This is a genomic window from Paenibacillus tepidiphilus (assembly GCF_008635795.1).
Lineage (GTDB): Bacteria > Bacillota > Bacilli > Paenibacillales > Paenibacillaceae > Paenibacillus_AQ > Paenibacillus_AQ tepidiphilus.
Map to the genome: position 1 here is coordinate 23607 of NZ_VWRQ01000036.1, position 13975 is coordinate 37581.

Genomic DNA, 13975 nt, shown 5'->3' on the forward strand with positions numbered 1-13975 from the left:
TTCATCAGCCATACCTATTATATCCCCGCTGTCAATCCCTTGATCCACGATTGTCGGCTTTCGCCGCGATGGCCTCGGTAACTACATAAGCCAAATCGTCGTTGCCGAAGAGGGACAATACGCCCAGCACCGTATCATTGGTAATGTCGCCCGCTTCCTCCTTGGACACGGTCAGTGCCAGCGCTCTGCCGAGCGCCGCATTACTCTCCTGGTCCGGGTATGCCTGCAAATACAGCGCCTGCGGGTCCAGATCATTGTTCACGCACCACTGGGCAAAGACAAGGATCATCATCTCTTCTTCCTGTTTGTAGCTCTCAATAATTTGCTGCTCCATCGCCTTACGGTAATCGTCCATGCAAGGCTCCTTTCTCGCGTGTTCTGTCAATCGGCAAGCTTCGCTGCCAGCTCATGGCTGGGCAGGACTGCGGAAGCGGATATGCCGCATTGCTCCGGTGTATTAATGTTGTTCAGAAAATGATTAACCGCTCCGCTAAAGCCCCTGCGCTCCAGAATGGTATCCCAGCTGCCAAAGCCCTGGGTGCGCGGCAGTGCCCCCTTCTCGTATAAGACCGCCCGTTCCATATCCGTTACCTCGACCGAACGGCCATTTCCGTGCAGCTCCAGCTTCTCCAGGTCGCCTCCGGCATCGCGGACCATACTGAACATGGCGCTCACTCCGCCGTTCCAGCCAAGCATGCCCGAAGAACGCAGCATCCGTCCTTCATCATCCGCCTTCAGGCTGGCCTGCAACAGCTCATAATCGCTGCCGCCCAGCCAAAGCAGCAGGTCCAGCATGTGTATCAGATCGTCATACACCGTCTCACGGCTGCTGCAGTTCTGCAGCTTGGTCCGGTGCTTCACGGCGAGGCAATGGCTAATGCCGCCGCTCTTCTCAAGCCACGCCTTGGCTGCCGCATACATCGGGGCATAGCGGCGGTTAAAGCCGACGCCCAGCAGCAGCCCCTTGTCCTCCGCCAGCTCCGCCATCCGCCGCGACTCCTCCAGATGATAGGACAGCGGCTTGTCAACATATACTGAAACTCCGGCCTCCAGGCACCTCGTCACGATTTCATAATGCGTGTCCGTCGGACTGTGCACGAATACCGCATCCAGCCCCCAGGACAACAACTCATGAAGATCGGTCGTCCCTTTGGGAAACCGGTAGGAAGTGATCGCTCTTTGCACAGTGGCCGGAGACTGGCTGAGTACGCCGGCAACCTCCACCTGGTCATGACGGGAGAGCAAGGGCAGATATACTTTGCGGGCAATGTCCCCGAGGCCGATCAATCCGACCCGGATGACACCGGAATGACTCATGGATATCTCCCCCTTATACTTATTATAGATGTATTATACAGGGTGATCGTTCCGGTACAAATGATCTTTGCTTCAACATTTGCATTTTTTTCAGTATGATGAGATGAACAAACGGAAGAAAGGGCATCCTATGATGAGAAAATGGCTCACCGCCGCAGTCTATGTTTCGGCTGTAATCCTCGCGTTTATCTACAGATATGATATCCTGGCCTGGCTGCGGGAGGATCATAATATTCTCCTGTCGCTTGGCGCCGCCACGCTGCTCGCTTTATTCCCGGTAGTGCCCTACAAGCTGGTAATTGGCCTCTTCGGTTACAGCTTCGGCAGTCTGGGAGGCGCGCTGATCAGCTGGACCGCCACTACCCTTGCCGCAGCGCTGATGTACGGCGGGGTCAAATATATCGTCCGCGGCAAAGCCAGAGCCTACCTGGCTTCCGTTCCCGCACTGGACAGGTTCACCGCTGCAATAGAGCGCCAGCCGTTCGCAGCAGTGGTATTGGCGCGCCTTGCTCCGGTGATCCCGCAGGCTGCGGTGAACATCTATGCCGGCGCTGCCGGATTGCCGTTCTGGAGCTATCTCGCCGCCTCGGGCCTGGGCAAGATCCCGGGGATCGCGCTGTACGCCTTTCTTGGCGGTGAGCTCTTCCGCAGACCGCAGCACGCGGTTATTGCCGTTCTGGCGTATGCCGCCATTCTGATTGTTGCCGGATGGTCTATACGTTCCAGGAGGTTCGGGAAGAAGTGATTTATGGCAACCGAGCAAAATTTCCTTTATAATTAGTGTTAGATTGTGATCTATTTAATTGCATATTACGAATTGGAGGGATAACAAGTGAGTGCTATCCAGTCTCAACATATACAAGGCAAGACTGAGCAGGCCACCTTTGCCGGAGGCTGCTTCTGGTGTATGGTATCGCCGTTCGAGGAATTGCCGGGCATTATCTCCGTCGTCTCCGGGTATACCGGCGGTCATACCGTCAACCCCACCTACGAAGAGGTCTGTTCGGAAACCACCGGCCACGTCGAGGCGGTTCAGATTACTTATGATCCGTCCGTGTTCCCTTACAGCAAGCTGCTGGAGCTGTTCTGGCAGCAGATTGATCCGACCGATGCCGGCGGGCAGTTCCATGACCGGGGCTCTTCTTATGAAACGGCGATCTTCTATCACACCGAAGAGCAGCGGCAGGCTGCCGAGGCATCCAAAGCCGAAGTTGCGGCCAGCGGACGGTTCTCCGGCCCGATTGTGACGCCGATCCTCCCGGCCAAGATCTTTTATCCGGCAGAGGAGTACCATCAAGGCTACCACCGCAAGAATCCGGGCCATTACAAACGGTACCGCAAGGGTTCGGGACGCGAGGCATTTATTGAGAAGCATTGGCGGCACAATGAAGATAAGGCCAGTCTCAAGGAACGTCTGACTCCGCTGCAATATGAGGTCACCCAGAACAATGCGACCGAATCGCCGTTCCGGAACGAATTCTGGGATCACCACGGCGACGGCATTTATGTGGATATCGTTTCCGGTGAACCGCTGTTCAGCTCGCTGGACAAATATGACTCCGGCTGCGGCTGGCCCAGCTTCACGCGTCCGATCCGCGACTACTCCGTCAAAGAGAAGACTGACCTCAGCCACATGATGATCCGCACGGAAGTGCGCAGCCAGTCTGCCGACTCCCACCTTGGCCATGTATTTACCGACGGTCCAGGACCGAATGGCCTGCGCTACTGCATCAACTCGGCCGCGCTGCGGTTTGTGCCGGAAGCGGAGCTGGACAAGGAAGGCTACGGCGAATACCACGTGCTGTTCCAGAACCGTCCGGCCGAATAAATCTTGTTCACGGTATCTACACTAAAAAGCCTCCGGGACCGCCATTATGGCCGTCCCGGAGGCTTTAGTCATGATAAATAAAGACTCATGCCGGGCGCACCCTCCGGCCGCCGGACAAACCCGAACTGTTCATAGAAGCCGGCTTTGCCGGCGGCTGCGGACAGCTGCACCCAGCGGATGCCGCTATGCCGGCAGTGCTGCAGCAAGTGCTCCATCATTGCGGTGCCCAGTCCTTGATTCCGGTATTCCGGCAGCACAATTACATCACAGATTAAGCATTGAATCACTCCGTCCGAGACGATCCGGCCAGAGGCGGCCAGCTTCCCGTCCCGGTATATAACCGCTACATGCCAGCTGCCGCGCAGCGCTTGCTGCAGACATTCCGCATCCCAGCGGCCCTCAGGGTCCCAGCCTGTGGATTGATACAGCTGAGCATATTCCTCCGGACCGGGAAATCCGGCTTTCACCTGCACTTTCATACCTGTTCCTCCCCCAAGGTTCCCGTATAACAAAATTATGGCTTTACATGTTCATCTCCGGGTCCGGCCTCGCCCTCCGCCCCGGCCGGTTCACCGGAAGGAAGCTCAGCCTGCCGGTTAGGCCGGCCGACTTGCCGGATTCGCTCCAGAAGCTCGGATTCCCGCCGGTTGGTTTTTTTGCGGATAAACAGAATAACGGCGACAATGACAGCGATAACAATCAGCACCGGCAGGGCACCGGCCAGAACTACGAACAGCCACTGAAACGTAACAGACAACGCATTCACGCTGCCCTTCAGAGCATCGGATGCGCGGGTGAGCAGCGGGCCCTGCTCTTCTTTGGCCGCATCGATAACTAATGCCTCTGTCTGGTACAGCCGCAGCTCCACCGTCGAGAAGGAGACGTTCTGGTCGATGTAACGCATTCTGCCCTTGATCTGTTCAATCTCTTCCTGAATGGCTCCAAGCTGGTTCGCAAAGGCAACCAGATCGGCGGATTTCGTCGCTTTCTCCATAAACTCCAGATAGCGGGTCTCCATCAGCTGCTTGGCCTTGAGACTCGACTCCAGATCGACGTATTCCTCGGAGACATCCTGCCCCTGAATGCTGCGCTGAAGATTCTCATTCTTGATCTTCTCCAGATTGTCCAGGAACGGCGAGAATCCGGAGGCCGGAACCTTCAGGACAAATGTGCCGCCGCGCTCCGAATCCGTCACACTCTCGTTAAATCCGATGATGTACCCGCCTGCCAAAGTAACCATATTCCGCACTTCGGTTTGCGCAGCGTTATAATCTTCAACCTCCATCACCAGATTGGCCTTGTAGATTAATTTCTTGTTCAGTCCGGCGGCGACATCGCTGCTTGTAATGCCCGCAGCCGTTTCAGCCGTCTTCTCTGCATTCAGCGCCTGGATAGAGGCGCCCCCGCCTCCGACCGCTGCGTTTCCATCGGCCATTTGATCGGCGGATGCCGTATTCGCCAGCGCCTCACTTTCAGTTACAGCTGCAGCCGGCGCTTCCGGTGCACCGCCGTCGGCGGTATCCGCACCGCTTTGCAGCGAGCTCTCTACTGCGGCGTTATCCGCCGCATAATTACTGTTGCTTGCCGAACCGCAGCCCGCCAGAAGCACAACCAAACAAATCAGACACAACAAATAATGCAGACCCCGTTTTCTCATTTCCATGACCTCCACAAGTGTAGTAAACTTCGTTTCCTGCACCGTACAGCTTGCCGGACGCAGAGGCTTATCGTCTCTATGCTTCTCCGCGTTACTGTTCCAGACGTGTCAGATGCTGGAAAGTTGCGGCCGAAGGGCGGGAATTGCATTATTTGTTGCCGGAATTATCCGGATCGTCACAAACGGGGCCTGTTTGCGAAAATATCTGCAATTTGTTAGAATATTGGCATCTGCATAGACCAACAACAAAAACCCTATTCCAATTGGAAAAGGGTAAGGTCTGACCGGGCAAGCTCCACCTTGCCGGACAGAATCATGTGTTTGTCTGAACAGATTGTCATTTCCGAGTAAGGGGAGGTGAACCCTCATGGCAAAAGACGTACTGTGCGCAGTGAATTCCTGTACTTACTGGGAAGAAGAGAACAGATGCAAAGCCGAATCCATCTTCGTTGCTTACCATGCCGCCAAGCAGCCTACAGAACCTGAAGAAACGGATTGCAAGACATTCAAAAGGAAATAATCTCTTCGCGAAGGAACCCTCCACGGTTCCTTCTTTTACTGTGTTCATTTTATCAGCATTGAGAATTATTATCAAGTGTTTGGACAAAAAAACGGATTAAAAACCTTAAATCCGGGTGGATAACCCCGGTTTTAAGGTTTTTGCGGTTTCAGTGTTCCCAGCCTCTATTAGCAACCCTAGCTTTCCGTTCCACTCAGCCGGATTTCCTATGATTAGGTATTGGCCCCGTTACCGGATTCCGATTTGCCTCTCTCCGTAGCCCCGCTATGATGCGGAACATCCCCAATCGGGTGCTGACCTTTAGCTGACTGTGCTTTCCGCTAAAGCAATGCCTGCGCGGACAAGCCGGGCCGCCTCCACCATATGACTCAGCGCCGCTTCCGTCTCCTCCCACCCGCGCGTCTTCAGCCCGCAGTCCGGATTGATCCAGAACTGCGCCGGATCGAGCACCTGCAGCGCCCGTTCGATATTCCGTACCATCTCTTCCGTCACCGGCACCCGGGGGCTGTGAATATCGTACACGCCAAGCCCGATGCCCTTGTCATAGGCATTGTCCTCGAAAGCAGAGATCAGCTCCCCGTGGCTGCGGGAGGTCTCAATGGAAATGACGTCGGCATCCATCTCGGCAATGCTATGGATCATTTCGTTGAAATCGCTGTAGCACATATGGGTATGGATCTGCGTCTCATCCTTCACGCCTGTGGTGGCGATGCGGAAGGCACGGACAGCCCAATCCAGATAGGCCCCATGCTCCTCTGCTTTGAGCGGCAGACCCTCCCGGATGGCCGGCTCATCCACCTGGATCATTCCGATCCCGGCCTGCTCCAGCGCCCCGACTTCCTCCCTTAGCGCCAGTGCAATCTGTGTAGCCACTTCCTCCCGGCTGATATCCTCGCGCACAAACGACCAGTTCAGAATGGTGACCGGGCCGGTCAGCATGCCTTTGACAGGGAGCGGTGTCAGCGACTGCGCGTACCGGCTCTCCTCCACGGTCATCGGCTGTCCCCATGCCACGTCGGCGTAGATGACCGGCGGCTTCACGCAGCGCGAGCCGTAAGACTGCACCCAGCCGCCTGCCGTGAACAGGAAGCCGTCCAGCTTCTCGGCGAAGAACTCCACCATATCGGTGCGCTCAAATTCGCCGTGCACCAGCACGTCCAGCCCGAGCCGCTCCTGAAGGGCAACCGCGTCGTCCATGCAGCCACGGATGTAAGCGTCGTAGCGCTCCTTGCTCCAGACGCCCTTGCGCCATTTCAGGCGGGCCTGGCGCACCTCGGCGGTCTGCGGGAAGCTGCCGATCGTAGTCGTCGGCAGCAGCGGCAGCCGCCATCTCTCCCGCTGCAGCTCCGCACGCTCCGCGTACGGCAAAGCGCGGGAGAGGCGCCCGGGCGGCAAGGCCGCGAGCCGCCCGGCCACATCCGCCCTGCCGCGCTCCGGCAGGGCCCGCAGAGCCGCCAGCGCGCGGCGGCTCTCCTCCAGGGCGGCGGCATGCTCCGCCTGCCGCCCTTCCGCGGCCGCGGCGATCAGCTGGAGCTCGCCCAGCTTCTCGTCCGCGAACGCCAGCGCCTGCCGCACCGCCGCAGGCAGGCTCTCTTCCCCCTGCACGGTGACCGGCACGTGCAGGAGACTGGCGGACGGCTGAAGCAGCAGCCGGTCCGCCGGGACATGCCCGCCGAGCTCGGCCACGAGCGCGAGCTTGGCATCCAGATCGGCGCGCCAGATGCCGCGGCCGTCCACGATGCCGGCGGCGAGCCATTTGTCCGCCGGCCAGCCCAGGCGGCGCACAGCCGCGAGGTTCGCGCCGCGGTCATGGACGAAGTCCAGGCCCAGGCCCTGGACCGGCAGGCGCAGCAGCGCTTCAAGCGGCTCCGCCGCCGCGAAATAGGTCTGCAGCAGCAGCTTCAGCCCCGGCACGGCAGCGGCAAGCTCACCGTAGATCTGCTCCAGCAAGCCGATCTCCGCTGCGCTCAGGCCCGTAACGATTGCCGGCTCATCCATCTGCACCCATTCCACACCCTCCTGCTCCAGCTCCTGCAGCAGTTGGATATACACCGGGATAAAGCTTGCAACGGCTTCACCGGTCTCTTCTGCCGCATAGCCCCTGGACAGCTTCACGAAGGTATAGGGGCCGACAATGACCGGCTTGCCGGCAATGCCCGCCCGTTCCTTGGCGAAGCGGTAAGCCGCCAGCGGCTTGTTCTCGACAAGCTGCGGCTGCAAGCCGCCGATCTCCGGAACAATATAGTGGTAATTGGTATTGAACCACTTGGTCATCGCACAAGCCGGCGCCTCGCTGTTGCCGCGCGCCATGGCGAAATACAGTTCCAGCGGAACCGCACCGCCTTCATACCGGAACCTTGGCGGTACCAGGCCGAACATGGCGGCTGTGTCCAGCACATGATCGTAGAAGGTGAAGTCGCCAACGGGAATCAGCTGAATGCCGGCCTGCTGCTGAACCCGCAAATGCTGCAGCTGCAGCTTCTCCATCTCCTCCCGGAAAACGGCTTCCTCTATTTTGCCGCTCCAGAAGGCTTCCAGCACCTTCTTCCATTCCCGGCTCCGGCCGATCCGCGGGTACCCCAGATTGCTGGTAATCAGACTTGCTGTCATTATCCATCCACTCCATTTCATATAATTATCGTTGTTATACGCATTGTAAAGAAAGCTTAATCCGATCCTTGCTGTCCCTTGTTTCCAGCTAACCGGGTGCCATGCGGCAGGCACATTTACATCCGGTCTTATGTACCTCTACTGTCACACTCAACCTCTTCCCCGCAATTGCTGCTTGCTGATTTCCGGCGTCTCCTGTACGTCTCCTGTCGAGCTGATGCCATCATACTGAATCTCCCGCCTTGCGGCAATAGCTGGAAGGGCATTCCGGTTATACCCGTTAGCTATAGCCGAGCCGGGATATGACTGGCCAGACCTGGTAGGCTTGGGTACGATGCGCTGCAGCAGAGCCGCCTTAGATCGCCCCGGGCATGAGGAGCGGGATTCCGCCTGGACGGACACGGTCCCGCTGCTGCTTGCAGCTGCTTATAAGCAAAAGCTATAATCTCCCCGCACTCCGGTTATCCGCCACAGCGAAAAGCCGCGCCTTCCGGATCGCGGAAGGCGCGGCTTTGCTAATGCAATCAATAGAGTATCCCGGTAAGCCCGGCAGCAATTTAAGCAGTAACCGAGTCAGATTAGAACCAGACCAGATATACCACAGCGGCCAGCACAATCCGGTAGATCGCGAACGGCACCAGCTTGATCTTGTTGATCAGCTTCAGGAAGAAGCGGATGGACACCAGAGCGAACACGAACGCGCTGATAAAGCCGGCGATAAAGAACGGCAGCGCATCTATCGTGAAATACTCCCAGTTCTTGACCAGCGAAATTGCGCTCGCCCCGGCCATAATCGGCACCGCCATAATGAACGTGAAGTCCGCAGCCGCGCGGTGGCTCATGCCCAGCAGCACGCCGCCGGAGATCGTCGAGCCGGAGCGCGAGAAGCCTGGCCACAGCGACAGACATTGCACCAGCCCGACCGACAGCGCCTGCCGGTATGTAATCTGGTCAACAGTTTCCACCTTGACCTGCTTGGGTGCGAAACGGTCGGCTATAATCATGAAGATGGCCCCGATGACCAGTCCGATCAGCACCGTAGAGGTGGAGAACAGATGCTCATCGATATAATCCTCCAGCAGCACGCCCATAATGCCCGCCGGAATCAGGCCCACAATGACCTGTGCCAGCTTGAGACGGCCGGTGGTCTCTACCTGCGGCTGGCCATCCGGCACCGCCGCCAGCTCCTTGCGGCTGAAGCGCTTCAGGCCGAGCAGGTCAATGAACCTGTTACGGAAGACGACGACAACCGCGAGGATCGAACCGAGCTGGATGACGATTTTGAACGTATTGGCCGTATATTTACCGAGAAATTCCTGCGATTTCAGCCACATGTCATCGACAATAATCATGTGTCCCGTGGAGGATACCGGAGCAAATTCCGTCAAACCTTCCACAATTCCTAGTATGATAGCTTTAATAATAGTCAGCAGCTCCATGGTTCTCCCCCTTATTAGCCTCCACTCCGTGGAGTTATATTGGATAGCCCGTTGTCAGCCGGGCATTATCTGCATCTGTTGAGACAAGGACTTCTCACCGGGCAGCCCTATTCAGCCGGCCGCTCCAGTCATATTCAGTCCACATTGCCTGCGGTCTTGCCGCCCCGCTTCCGTTTGCGGAAAAAGAGTACCCCGAGCACCACCATGCCCACTGCCAGCAGCGCATATACGAAATTAGAGTACGTTTCGATGTAGCCGCCGATGTCCTCCCAGTTCTCGCCGAGCGCGGCGCCCAGCATGACCAGCAGTGTATTCCAGCCCAGCGTGCCGATCGTTGTAAAAATCATGAACACGCCGAACTTCATCCCCGACATCCCCGCCGGGATCGAGATCAGGCTGCGTACAAGCGGCACCATGCGGCAGAACAGTACGGTCCAGTAGCCGTATTTGTCAAACCAGGCATCCGCTTTGCGGATGTCGCTCTTTTTGATGCGGATGATACCGCCCCAGCGGTCGACAATGCGCTCGAGCCGTTCCACATCCAGCAGCCGTCCGATCCAGTACAGAATCACCGCTCCCAGCAGAGACCCGAGCGTCGAAGCCACAAGCACCCCGGGAATCGTCAGTCCGCTGGTCGTTGTCATGAACCCGCCGAACGGCAGGATGATCTCCGAAGGGATCGGCGGAAAAATATTTTCCAGCGCCAGCATCAGGAAGATGCCGAAGTAGCCGAACTGCTCCATTATGTCTGTAATCCATGTTTTCATTGTCCTGACCTCCGCGTCAGATAAGATTTTTCTTCAGGTTTCGCAAATAACGGCTGCGGATCATGAAGAAATACAGTCCCTGGGCTGCCAGATAACCGACCAGCACCGCTCCCGTCTCGAGGACGATGGACAAGTAGAACAATCTCTGCAAGGCAATAAAGGCGAACACACTGTGCAGCACCGCCAGTCCCACCGGCACGAAGAACAACAGGGCAAGCTGCACCGTTACCGTGCGGTTCAGTTCCGTTTCGGTCAGACCCATTTTGGACAGGGTGGAATACTGGAGGCGGTCATGGTCCATGTCCATATACAGCCGGAAATACAGGAAGCTGCCAGCCGCGATAAAAAAGACCGTGCCCACCAGCAGTGAAGCAAACAGCATCGTGCTGTACAGTGTGCGCTGGATTTCAAACAATGTGCCGCTGACGACCACCGCATACGGCGAGTCCTTCTCGTAGGCAACCTTGCCCTTCTCCGTCAATTCCGAAGCAATGCCCACGGTCCGTTCGAAATTCTCCATATAAAATCCTGTGTACCAGTCGCTTTGCACCGGGGTAACCGCCGCGAACAAGCTGTCGCTGACCACGATGCCGCTGAAGTCTCCCCCGTCCCTGCCGTCCAGCTCCGGCAGCAGGTATTCGGCGATGGGCACATGTCCCGTATAGCCGGTCTCCTCAATGACGATGCCCTGCGTCAGTGTATATACAGCCCGCACCCGGTCGGCGGTCAGGCTGCGGTCACGCTGCGAGCCGATCATGACCAGGCCCTCGCCCTCTTCAAGCGGCGGCTCCTGCGGGGTGAACCCGGCATGCTTAAGTGCCTGCAGGTAATCGCTGTAGGCCATGAGCGGAAGCCGTTCTGTCCGGTCCGGCCCGGTCTGCGAAGCCACCTCTGCCACCTTGATCGGAATCGTCAGTGTGGCATAAGGCTCCTGCAGCCGGTCCAGCTCCATGGCAATCCCGGCCAAATCCGTCTGGGCAGCATAGCTGCCATGGCCGCCTTTGGCAACATATCCGACAGCCGCCGGATAATCCAGCTGCAGCTCCCGGGACAACGTGTGGATGGAAGCGAACACTCCGACGGAAGTAAAGGACACCGCCGTCACGATGGTGACCATAAAGAACATCCGTCCGTTGTCCTTCCAGCGGTAAGACAGCCCCGAGAAGGTAATGATATTCGTGCGGCGCCAGTACAGGCGCCGCACCTTGCGCACCAGGCTGACCAGGTATGGGCCGAGCTGTGTGTAGAAGAGGTACGTGCCGAGTACGGTAATACACACAACGGGAGCCATCATGCGCTCCACGGTAGCTGCGCTTGTTGTCGCAGCCAGCGTATAGCCCGCAAGCAGCAGCACCGCCGACGCCAGCGCAAGCGGACCCGACACCTTCGGCTCCTCTTCGCCCCGCCGTCCGCCCTGGAACAGCCCCCGCGACTCATTGCCAATGAAGGCGAAGGTGGACAGCGAAATCAGCATGAACAGCAGTGCGAAGCTGCAGACGGTCAGCACCGGCGCATGCCAGGAGAGATAGAACTTCAGCGGCTCGATGCCCAGAAAGCCGGAGCCGATCATCAGAAACAGCTTGCCGAGCAGAAGTCCGAGCAGGGTGCCGGTGACAATGGCGGTGCTGCCGATGATCATATTTTCCAGGAACACCATCGTGTTGAGCTGGCGCTTCGTCATGCCGTGCATCAGCAGAATGCCGAATTCGGTCCGCCGTGACTGCAGGAAGCTGCCGACCGACACCAGCACAAATAATGAGCAGAACACAAAGATAATGCCTTCCGCTGCCAGCATCGTGTTCGCCGCCGTACCGAGAATCATTTCCCCGGAAATGGCAGGATGGTAAATAAAGAGCGCACACAGGAAGAAGATCATTACCGAAAACGCGCTGCTGACGAAATATGCAGCGTATTTGCGCTTATTCCGGATTACGTTCCTATAAGCGAACTGCCGAAACGTCATGGCCGGCTCCCCCCATCAGCGACAGCATGTCGATAATGTTCTGGAAGAAGGCTGCACGGCTGGCGCCGCGGTACATTTCGTTGTAGAACCGCCCGTCTTTGATAAAGATCACCCGGTTGCAGAAGCTGGCGCTGTTCGCATCATGCGTCACCATCAGAATCGTAGCCCGTTCCTCGGCGTTGACTCCGGCGAGCAGCTGCATAATTTCGTCTGCCGCCCTGGAATCAAGGTTCCCTGTCGGTTCATCCGCCAGAATCAGCGCAGGCCGGTGGATCAGCGCGCGGGCAATCGCCACCCGCTGCATTTGACCGCCGGAGATTTCGTACGTCCGCTTCGGCAGCAGCGGGGTAATCTCCAGCCTTGCTGCTACTTCATGCAGCCGCCGCTCCATCTCGGCCACCGGTGCACCGGCCAGCGTCAGCGGCAGGACGATGTTCTCCTCCACGGTAAGCGTGTCGAGCAGGTTGAAATGCTGAAAGACAAATCCCAGCTCCTTGCGGCGGAACAATGCTTTGTCATTGCGGGAGAGTGTGTTCGGGTCCCGGCCGGCAATCACGATCTCGCCGGAGGTCGGCTCATCGCTCCCTGCGATCAGGTTGAGCAGCGTGGTTTTGCCGCTGCCCGAGGGACCCATAATGCCGACGAATTCTCCCGGCTCCACCGCAAAACGGATATGGTTCAGCGCATGGGTTGACACCTTGCCCTCATATATTTTGGATAAATTGTGGACGTCGACGATGGGCAAGTCTTCTCGCTCCTTCTCCCTTAAGCTGGATTGTCTTCATTATACAAACAGTAACCGGCAGCTGCTATTTCTGAAACTTACAGTCAACTTACAATACTGTAAGCTGGGAAGAGGGGCGCCTGCTTCCTGCACCTGCACCGTTTACTTTTGTTCTTCAATTTACTCTCTACACCACAATGTTACTCTGCGCCTAGAACGATACTTCCCACCCGCAATGTTACTCTCCGCATAGAACGATACTCTCTACACCATAAATGTTACTTTCCGTGTAGAACAATACTCTCCACAACGCAGATGTTACTCTCCGCCTAGAACGTTACTCTCCACAACGCAGATGTTACTTCCCGTAAACTAACTAATTTACTCTTCACACCGCACCCGGCTGAGTACATACGCACCTTATTTCTCTGCGGCGAATATACCGTTAGAGGGCAGCCGATAGGCCCGAATCCACTGAAAGTGCGAGGTGTACATATGTTATTTTCCCTGCTGCAGCTGACCGGCGGCCTGATTCTCTCCTTGGGCTGGATTCCGCAGATCGCTAAGATCATCAAGACCCGTTCCGTAGCCGATCTTAGTCTGAACGCCTACCTGCTGATGCTGCTCGGCATCGGCCTGATGGAAGCTTACGCGATCAATCTGGCTGCCGGAGGGATCGGATTTGCTTTTTTGATTACCAATACATTGTCGCTGGCCGTCGTGCTGACGGTGGTGGGGCTAATTTTTCGATACCGGTAGTGCCGGCTACGGTCAGAGTGGCCGCATTAGCAGCCGGATTATAGAGATAATTGCAGAATGTACAACTATTATTAAGCTTTTTCCTGCAAAATGGATCTTAATTGCACTTTGTACAACTATATCCGCTCATTTGCCAGGATATTGGCTGGTTGCCCTATAATAGATGTACAGAATACATCTATCTGTTGAAAATGTGCGTTCCAGAGCGATTTAGTTGTACGATTTACACTTAAACGCTGCCGACCTATTGCACCGTGCACATACCTCCACAGCCCCCTAATTAAGTTGGAGTCCTCCCCCACGAAAATGTAGACTTAATACATGGAGGAGGATGAGCTTAATGGGAAAAATGTCCGCACAGAGAGAAAAGGCTGCACAAGAGGTCTTGTCT

13 protein-coding genes are annotated in these 13975 nt (G+C 56.8%); 4 read left to right on the plus strand and 9 right to left on the minus strand.

Features of this window, described 5'->3' with window-relative positions; all coding sequences use genetic code 11:
- Positions 1-31: 31 nt before the first annotated feature.
- On the minus strand, positions 32-355 hold the full coding sequence (locus tag F1379_RS28245; protein ID WP_150275805.1) for a hypothetical protein: 324 nt from the start codon (positions 353-355) through the stop codon (positions 32-34).
- A gap of 26 nt (positions 356-381) precedes the next feature.
- Positions 382-1317, minus strand: coding sequence for a Gfo/Idh/MocA family protein (locus tag F1379_RS28250; protein WP_150275806.1), 936 nt, complete (start codon positions 1315-1317; stop codon positions 382-384).
- A gap of 130 nt (positions 1318-1447) precedes the next feature.
- Here F1379_RS28250 and F1379_RS28255 point away from each other — a divergent pair, with 130 nt between their 5' ends.
- Together F1379_RS28255 and msrA are read left to right on the plus strand one after the other, a co-directional pair.
- Positions 1448-2062, plus strand: coding sequence for a TVP38/TMEM64 family protein (locus F1379_RS28255; protein WP_239004845.1), 615 nt, complete (start codon positions 1448-1450; stop codon positions 2060-2062).
- 96 nt (positions 2063-2158) lie between these two features.
- Positions 2159-3145 carry a peptide-methionine (S)-S-oxide reductase MsrA gene (gene msrA, locus F1379_RS28260; protein ID WP_275262664.1) on the plus strand — a complete coding sequence of 329 codons (987 nt, stop codon included), beginning with the start codon at positions 2159-2161 and terminating at the stop codon, positions 3143-3145.
- Positions 3146-3213: 68 nt separating this feature from the next.
- Here msrA and F1379_RS28265 read toward each other — a convergent pair whose 3' ends face one another.
- Complete coding sequence (locus F1379_RS28265; protein WP_150275807.1) at positions 3214-3624, minus strand: GNAT family N-acetyltransferase; 411 nt, start codon at positions 3622-3624, stop codon at positions 3214-3216.
- Between the two features lie 35 nt (positions 3625-3659).
- The gene (locus F1379_RS28270) at positions 3660-4802 is read right to left on the minus strand and encodes a DUF4349 domain-containing protein (RefSeq protein WP_162551305.1); all 1143 of its coding nucleotides are present in this window, start codon (positions 4800-4802) and stop codon (positions 3660-3662) included.
- A 367-nt stretch (positions 4803-5169) separates the two neighbouring features.
- On the opposite strand from F1379_RS28270, the gene F1379_RS28275 reads away from it, so the two are divergent.
- The gene (locus tag F1379_RS28275; protein WP_150275809.1) at positions 5170-5322 is read left to right on the plus strand and encodes a DUF1540 domain-containing protein; all 153 of its coding nucleotides are present in this window, start codon (positions 5170-5172) and stop codon (positions 5320-5322) included.
- A 300-nt stretch (positions 5323-5622) separates the two neighbouring features.
- On the opposite strand, the gene metE is transcribed toward F1379_RS28275, so the two are convergent.
- The 5 genes from metE to F1379_RS28300 form a co-directional block, all read right to left on the minus strand.
- Positions 5623-7932 carry a 5-methyltetrahydropteroyltriglutamate--homocysteine S-methyltransferase gene (gene metE / locus F1379_RS28280; protein WP_150275810.1) on the minus strand — a complete coding sequence of 770 codons (2310 nt, stop codon included), beginning with the start codon at positions 7930-7932 and terminating at the stop codon, positions 5623-5625.
- Positions 7933-8510: 578 nt separating this feature from the next.
- Positions 8511-9371 carry an undecaprenyl-diphosphate phosphatase gene (locus F1379_RS28285; RefSeq protein WP_150275811.1) on the minus strand — a complete coding sequence of 287 codons (861 nt, stop codon included), beginning with the start codon at positions 9369-9371 and terminating at the stop codon, positions 8511-8513.
- 134 nt (positions 9372-9505) lie between these two features.
- Positions 9506-10138, minus strand: coding sequence for a DedA family protein (locus F1379_RS28290; protein WP_150275812.1), 633 nt, complete (start codon positions 10136-10138; stop codon positions 9506-9508).
- Positions 10139-10154: 16 nt separating this feature from the next.
- The gene (locus F1379_RS28295; protein ID WP_150275813.1) at positions 10155-12101 is read right to left on the minus strand and encodes an ABC transporter permease; all 1947 of its coding nucleotides are present in this window, start codon (positions 12099-12101) and stop codon (positions 10155-10157) included.
- On the minus strand, positions 12076-12846 hold the full coding sequence (locus F1379_RS28300; RefSeq protein WP_150275814.1) for an ABC transporter ATP-binding protein: 771 nt from the start codon (positions 12844-12846) through the stop codon (positions 12076-12078). The genes F1379_RS28295 and F1379_RS28300 overlap by 26 nt, the downstream gene beginning before the upstream one ends.
- Positions 12847-13320: 474 nt before the next feature.
- Between F1379_RS28300 and F1379_RS28305 the strand changes: the two genes are divergently transcribed.
- Complete coding sequence (locus tag F1379_RS28305; protein WP_150275815.1) at positions 13321-13584, plus strand: PQ-loop domain-containing transporter; 264 nt, start codon at positions 13321-13323, stop codon at positions 13582-13584.
- The last annotated feature ends 391 nt before the right edge of the window (positions 13585-13975 follow it).

Bases quoted from the DNA above. Each gene is read 5' to 3' on its own strand.
- F1379_RS28270 (WP_162551305.1), bottom strand. From the start codon at position 4,802: ATGAGAAAACGGGGTCTGCATTATTTGTTGTGTCTGATTTGTTTGGTT.
- F1379_RS28285 (WP_150275811.1), bottom strand. From the start codon at position 9,371: ATGGAGCTGCTGACTATTATTAAAGCTATCATACTAGGAATTGTGGAA.
- F1379_RS28305 (WP_150275815.1), top strand. From the start codon at position 13,321: ATGTTATTTTCCCTGCTGCAGCTGACCGGCGGCCTGATTCTCTCCTTG.
- metE (WP_150275810.1), bottom strand. From the start codon at position 7,932: ATGACAGCAAGTCTGATTACCAGCAATCTGGGGTACCCGCGGATCGGC.
- F1379_RS28250 (WP_150275806.1), bottom strand. From the start codon at position 1,317: ATGAGTCATTCCGGTGTCATCCGGGTCGGATTGATCGGCCTCGGGGAC.
- F1379_RS28275 (WP_150275809.1), top strand. From the start codon at position 5,170: ATGGCAAAAGACGTACTGTGCGCAGTGAATTCCTGTACTTACTGGGAA.
- F1379_RS28295 (WP_150275813.1), bottom strand. From the start codon at position 12,101: ATGACGTTTCGGCAGTTCGCTTATAGGAACGTAATCCGGAATAAGCGC.
- F1379_RS28265 (WP_150275807.1), bottom strand. From the start codon at position 3,624: ATGAAAGTGCAGGTGAAAGCCGGATTTCCCGGTCCGGAGGAATATGCT.
- F1379_RS28290 (WP_150275812.1), bottom strand. From the start codon at position 10,138: ATGAAAACATGGATTACAGACATAATGGAGCAGTTCGGCTACTTCGGC.
- F1379_RS28245 (WP_150275805.1), bottom strand. From the start codon at position 355: ATGGACGATTACCGTAAGGCGATGGAGCAGCAAATTATTGAGAGCTAC.
- F1379_RS28255 (WP_239004845.1), top strand. From the start codon at position 1,448: ATGATGAGAAAATGGCTCACCGCCGCAGTCTATGTTTCGGCTGTAATC.